At 68.2% G+C, this 5,901-nt stretch carries 2 protein-coding genes and 4 pseudogenes; all 6 read right to left on the reverse strand.

From position 1 onward, the window contains the following. A pseudogene (locus tag ACWNCF_RS00285) lies at positions 1-323 on the reverse strand (hypothetical protein); the annotation flags it as partial. Between the two features lie 84 nt (positions 324-407). Next, positions 408-1,183, reverse strand: a pseudogene (otnI, locus tag ACWNCF_RS00290) (2-oxo-tetronate isomerase). A gap of 47 nt (positions 1,184-1,230) precedes the next feature. Next, complete coding sequence (locus tag ACWNCF_RS00295) at positions 1,231-2,496, reverse strand: MFS transporter (protein ID WP_449405612.1); 1,266 nt, start codon at positions 2,494-2,496, stop codon at positions 1,231-1,233. 106 nt (positions 2,497-2,602) lie between these two features. After that, entirely contained in the window at positions 2,603-3,043 is a 441-nt protein-coding gene (locus ACWNCF_RS00300; protein WP_449405613.1) for a MarR family winged helix-turn-helix transcriptional regulator, read from the reverse strand. Positions 3,044-3,213: 170 nt separating this feature from the next. Beyond that, positions 3,214-4,663 (reverse strand): annotated as a pseudogene (locus ACWNCF_RS00305) (DEAD/DEAH box helicase). A gap of 331 nt (positions 4,664-4,994) precedes the next feature. Then, positions 4,995-5,813, reverse strand: a pseudogene (locus ACWNCF_RS00310) (inositol monophosphatase family protein). Positions 5,814-5,901 lie beyond the last annotated feature (88 nt).

Raw genomic sequence — 5,901 nt, forward strand, 5'->3', positions numbered from 1 at the left:
CACGTATTGCTAAGGTTAAAACGGAGGATGAGTTGCATGTACAGCACGACGGTCTTCTGGATGCTGACGAAGTCGTCATGGACGGCACGCCGGCGCGCATCGTTTTCCTTGGCGATGCGGTCGGCGGCCGGCGACAGATACGGTTGTTCGCGCTCGTACGTGTCGCGGTAGCGGCGCGACAGTTCGCCGTAGCCGCCCAGGCGGGCCGAGGCGTCGGCGAATTGCCGCACCTCGGCCAGGCTCACCTGGCCGGTACTGGCACAGCCGCCCAGCAACAGGCTGGCGGCAAGGACAAAAACGGAGAGGCAGCGGCGCAGGTCCATGGGTCCTTTCTGGGCGGCAAAAGGCCGGCCGGAAAAGCCCCCATTCTTTCAAACCTGGGCGCTTCGTTATTGCCAATAATCAATTCAAACGGAAGGACGCCAGCCCAGGCCCGCCACGGTGTCGCCTTGCGGAATGTATTCGCAGCCGACCCAGCCGTCGTAACCCAGCGCGTCCAAGGTGCGGAACAGGAACGGGAAATTGATCTCGCCGGTGCCCGGTTCGTGCCGGCCCGGCACGTCGGCCAGCTGGATGTGGCGGATCAGCGGCATGCGTTCGCGCAGCGTGTTGGCGAGCCGTCGCCCTCCATGCGCTGCATGTGATAAATGTCGTATTGCAGGAACAGGTTGGGTACGGCCGCCTCCGCGATGATGGCGGCGGCCTGGGCGCTGCGGGTCAGGAAATAGCCGGGGATGTCGCGGTCGTTGATGGGCTCGATCAGCAGGGCGATGCCGTGCGGGGCCAGCGCGGCGGCGGCGAAGCGGAGGTTGTCGACGAAGGCCGCGTGCGCACGCTCGGGCGCGACGTTTGGCGGCAGCTTGCCCGCGAGGCAGTGCAGGCGCTTGACGCCCAGGTCGAGCGCATATTCCAGCGCCAGTTCGACGGTGTCCTGGAACTCGCCGGCGCGGCGCGGATCGCAGGCCAGGCCCCGTTCGCCGGCCGCCCAGTCGCCCGCCGGAAAATTATGCAGCGCCAGTTCCAGCCGATGGCGCTCCAGGCGGCCGGCGATCTGCTCGGCGTCGAAGGCATATGGGAACAGGAACTCGACGCCGTCGAAGCCGGCCGCGCGCGCGGCGCCGAAACGTTCCATGAAGCCGAGCTCGTTGAACATCAGGCTCAGGTTGGCGGCGAAGCGGGGCATGCGGGTTCCTTTGCGGTGGGATAACCGCCTATGTTACAGCCGATATGCTAAACCGTCGTGGCGGGCGCGTCGCGCAGCGCACGCATCGGCGTGAACAGCCAGGCCAGCAGCGCGGCGCCCGCGAGGCACGCGCCGGCGCCGCCGAACAGCGCCGGCAGGGCGACGCGGCCGGCGATCCATCCGGCCAGCGCGGCGGCCAGCGGCGCCAGGCCCATGAAGACGAACATGAACAGGCTCATCGTGCGGCCCAGCAGTTCGCGCGGCACGCGCTGCTGGATCCACGTGAACACCGCGACCTGCACGAAGCCGCCCAGCACGCCGATGACGACGTTGATCAGCACGCCCTGCCAGCTGGCGGTAATCAGACCCAGCGGCACGAGCAGCAGGCCGACGATGCCGTCGATCAGCAACAAGGTCATGCCGAGATTGCCGGCGCGCCGGCGTCCGGCGATGCCGCTCGCGGCCATGCCCAGCAGGGCGCCCGCGCCATGCGCACCCAGCAGCAGGCCGAGCGCGGACGCGCCGTGCAGGCGGCTGCTGGCCAGCAGGGGCAGCGCGACCTGCATCACGCCGCCGATCACGCAGGCGCACAGGCCCCAGTAGATGAAGCAGGTGCGCAGCAAGGTGTCGCGCCACACGGCCGCGAGGCCGTCCGCCACCGACCGCAGCACCGGTTGCGGCGCCGGCGGCGTGAACGGCCGCGGTTCGACCTGCGCCAGGGTCCAGGCCGACAGGGCGAAGCTGAGGCAGTCGACGCCGAACGCCAGCGCGAGGCCGTGCATGTGGCGCGGGCCGCCGCTGCCGTCGCCGGCGAGCGCGAACAACAGGCCCGCCAGCAGCGGCCCGGCCAGCAGCGCCGCCTGGCGCAGCCCCATCATCATGCCGTTCGCGGCTTGCAGGTACTGCGGCGCGACGGCATGCGGCAGCATCGACGTGCCGGCCGGGATGCCGAACGCCGAGGCGAGCGAGAGGCCCAGCGCCAGCGCGAGCACGACCGGCAGGTGCGGGTGGCCGCTGTAGACGAGGATGGCCAGCACGGCCAGCAGCGCGGTGTTGACGTGCTTGGTGAGCATCAGGACCCGCTTGGGCGCGTATCGGTCGACGAGGGCCCCGCCGAACAGGATCAATACGGCCCGCGGGAGGCCCATCAGCGCGACGGACATGCCGAGCGCGACGGGATCGCCCGTCAGCTTGAGCACGAGCCAGGGCAGGGCGATCAGGGTGAACTGGTCGCCGAGGATGGAGATGGCGCCGCCGCTCATGAGCCAGACGAAATTGCGGTCGCGCAGCAGCGGCCGGGATGGGTTGTTCATGCGAGCTCCTTGTCGTCGGGCGTGCGCGGGCCTGGCCTGCACGCCATCGTGGTTGCGGTTGGGGTTGCGCGCCGCCGCGCCGGTTCAGGCGCGGCGGATCAGGACATCAGCGGCCGATGCCGGCGATCTGCGCGAGCAGGTCGGACGTGGCCTGCAGTTGCTCGCGGGCCGGGCCGCCGAGCATGGCGCCGCTGATGTTGTCGACCACGGTCGTCGCGTTCGTCACCAGCTCGCCGCCCGTCGGCGTGATCAGCGCGTAGCCGACGCGGGCGTCGCGCGGGTCGCTCTGGCGCGTGACGAGGCCGATCTTTTCCAGCGGCAGCAGGGAACGCGTGACGCCGGAGGCCGTCAGGCCCAGCTTGTCGGCCAGGTCGACGCGGCGCAGGCGTCCGCCCGGCGCGCGCTGCAGGTGCAGCAGCAGCTGGTAGTCGGCGAAGCTGATGCCGTGGTGGCCGCCCAGGGCGCTGTCGAGGCGGCGCACGAGCGTGGCCCAGGCGCGCGAGAGGCGCAGGCAGAATTCGGTGGTGAGGTTGTCGGTCGAGGTCATTGGGGGCTCCGGGTACTGGACTATTACTTGATTTGTCAAGTATAAGTGGGCTTTCAACAGTTTGCAAGTACTTGAGTTCGCAAATATCCCGGCCAGCCACAAAAAAGCCGGGAACAATGTCCCGGCTTTCGAGGTGTGGGCGGACGCCGGCGTGCCGGCGCGCCCGCGCGTCAGCGGTCGCCGCCGGAGCGGGGTGCCGCCGGACGCGGACCGCGGCCACGGCCGCCGCCATTGCTGCCACCGCCGCCGCCGCTGCGGTTGCCCGGCTGGCCGGCGCGCGCGCCGTTGTTGCCGCCGCCGTTGCCGCCGTTGCGCTGGCCCGTGGCCGGCGCAGCCTGCGTGCGCGGCTTGGCACCGCCAGCGGCGCCCGCGCCGTTGCCGGCACCGCGGTTGCCGCCCGGACGGCCGCGGCCCGGATGACCCGGCGCGCCGCTGCGCAGCTGGATCGGCTGCGGCTTCGCGGTCGGGTCCGGCTCAAAGCCAGCGATCACCTGGCGCGGCGAGGGTCTGCTTGATCAGCTTTTCGATGTCCTTGAGCATCTGGTGCTCGTCCACGCAGACGAGCGACACGGCCTCGCCGGTGGCGCCGGCGCGGCCCGTGCGGCCGATGCGGTGCACGTAGTCTTCAGGCACGTTCGGCAGGTCGTAGTTGACCACGTGCGGCAGCTGGTCGATGTCGATGCCGCGCGCCGCGATGTCGGTGGCGACGAGCGCCGTCAGGCTGCCGTCCTTGAACTCGGCCAGCGCCTTGGTGCGCGCCGACTGGCTCTTGTTGCCGTGGATTGCCATCGCGCCGATGCCGTCCTTGCCGAGCTGCTCGACGAGCTTGTTCGCGCCGTGCTTGGTGCGGGTGAACACGAGCACCTGTTTCCAGCCGTGCGTCTTGATCAGGTGCGCCAGCATCGGGTGTTTCTTGTCGCGGTCGACCGGGTGGATCTTCTGGGCGATGACTTCGACGGTCGAGTTGCGCGGCGCCACTTCGATCATGGCCGGGTTGTCCAGCAGGCGGTCGGCCAGGCCCTTGATCTCGTCCGAGAACGTGGCCGAGAACAGCAGGTTCTGGCGCTTCGGCGGCAGCACGGCCAGCACTTTGCGGATGTCGTGGATGAAGCCCATGTCCAGCATGCGGTCGGCTTCGTCCAGGATCAGGATTTCGATCTTGTCGAGCTTGATCGTGCCCTGGCCCACGTGGTCGAGCAGGCGACCCGGCGTGGCGACGAGGATGTCGACGCCGTTGGCCAGCATCTTGATCTGCGGGTGGATGCCGACGCCGCCGAAGATCACGGCCGAGTTCAGGTTGGTGTGCTTGGCGTAGGTGCGGACGTTTTCCTCGACCTGGGCCGCGAGTTCGCGGGTCGGGGCCGGCGCGAGGGCGCGGATCGGGCGCTTGGACGATTTATTGGAGAGCTGCGTGCCGGCCTTGTCGGTCGACAGGCGGTGCAGCACGGGCAGCGTGAAGCCGGCCGTCTTGCCGGTGCCGGTCTGGGCGCCGGCCAGCAGGTCGCCGCCACCCAGCACGGCGGGAATCGCCTTGGCCTGGATCGGGGTCGGGGCGGTATAGCCAGCTTCAGTGACGGCGCGCACGATGGCGTCGGACAGACCGAGAGAATTGAATGACATAGTTATCTGGTAGGGATCGGCCCGTCGTTGCCACGCCTTTTTGCAGCGGAAACGCCAGTCCAGCCGATCGGATTACACAACAGGGCGGCCGGTACTGGTGCCGGCACGCCAAGACGTGAACGCAGACGCAACGTCAACGATCACGCGACATTATAGTTAAAAAATGTTTCGCTATGGAAATTTTAGCGCGGCCCGTGCCGATTTGGGACAGGGCCGGTGGAAGCGGGAGCGCGACACCTCGTGGGTGCCGGAGGCATGGTTGCAGGCGCCGGCGATGCCCGCCTGCTGCGGGAACGCCGCGCGGCCAGCAAGGCCCGCGGCATTCCCGGACTTACGCGCGACGTATTCTACGCGAAACGGCGGGTGACCGCTCGGCGAACGGTTTCAGCAGCGCGACCATGCCGGCGAAGACCTTCGGGCCGGCGGCGATGATGTCGCCCTTGTTCAGGTATTCGGATCAGCCGCTGAATTCGCCGACGATGCCGCCCGCCTCGGTCACGAGCAGCGAACCGGCGGCGATGTCCCAGATCTTGAGGTTCTTTTCGAAGTAGCCGTCGACGCGGCCGGCGGCCACGTTGGCCAGTTCGAGCGCGGCCGAGCCGCTCGAGCGCAGGCCGTGGCAGCGCGGGGCGACCACTTCGTACATACGCAGGTATTCGGCGAGGTCGCGCGGTTCCGCGCCGTGGCCGGAGCCGATCAGCGCCTTGTTGATGCGGTCCGGATTGCGCACGCGGATGCGCTTGTCGTTCAGGTAGGCGCCAGCACCCTCGGTGGCGGTGAACAGGTCGTTGCGGACCGGGTCGTAGATGACGGCCTGCGTGATCACGCCGCGCTGTTGCAGCGCGATCGAGATGCAGTAGTTGGGGTAGCCGTGCAGGAAGTTGGTGGTGCCGTCGATCGGATCGATGATCCAGACGTATTCGCTCTCGTCGTTCAGGTTCGCGGTGGCGCCCGATTCCTCGCCGAGGATGGCGTGGTCGGGGTAGGCTTTCAGCAGCGTTTCGACGATCGCCTGTTCCGAGGCCTGGTCGACGTCGGTGACGAAGTTGTTGTGGCTCTTTTCGCTGACGGTGATGCGGTCGAGGTCGAAGGATGCGCGGTTGATGACGGTCGCGGCGCGGCGGGCGGCCTTGATGGCCGTATTGAGCAGGTGCTGGATCATCCAACTAACTCCTCCGTTTTAACCTTAGGTGCTGGATCATCGAACTAACTCCTCCGTTTTAACCTTAGCAATACAT

It is taken from the genome of Massilia phosphatilytica, from assembly GCF_977014125.1.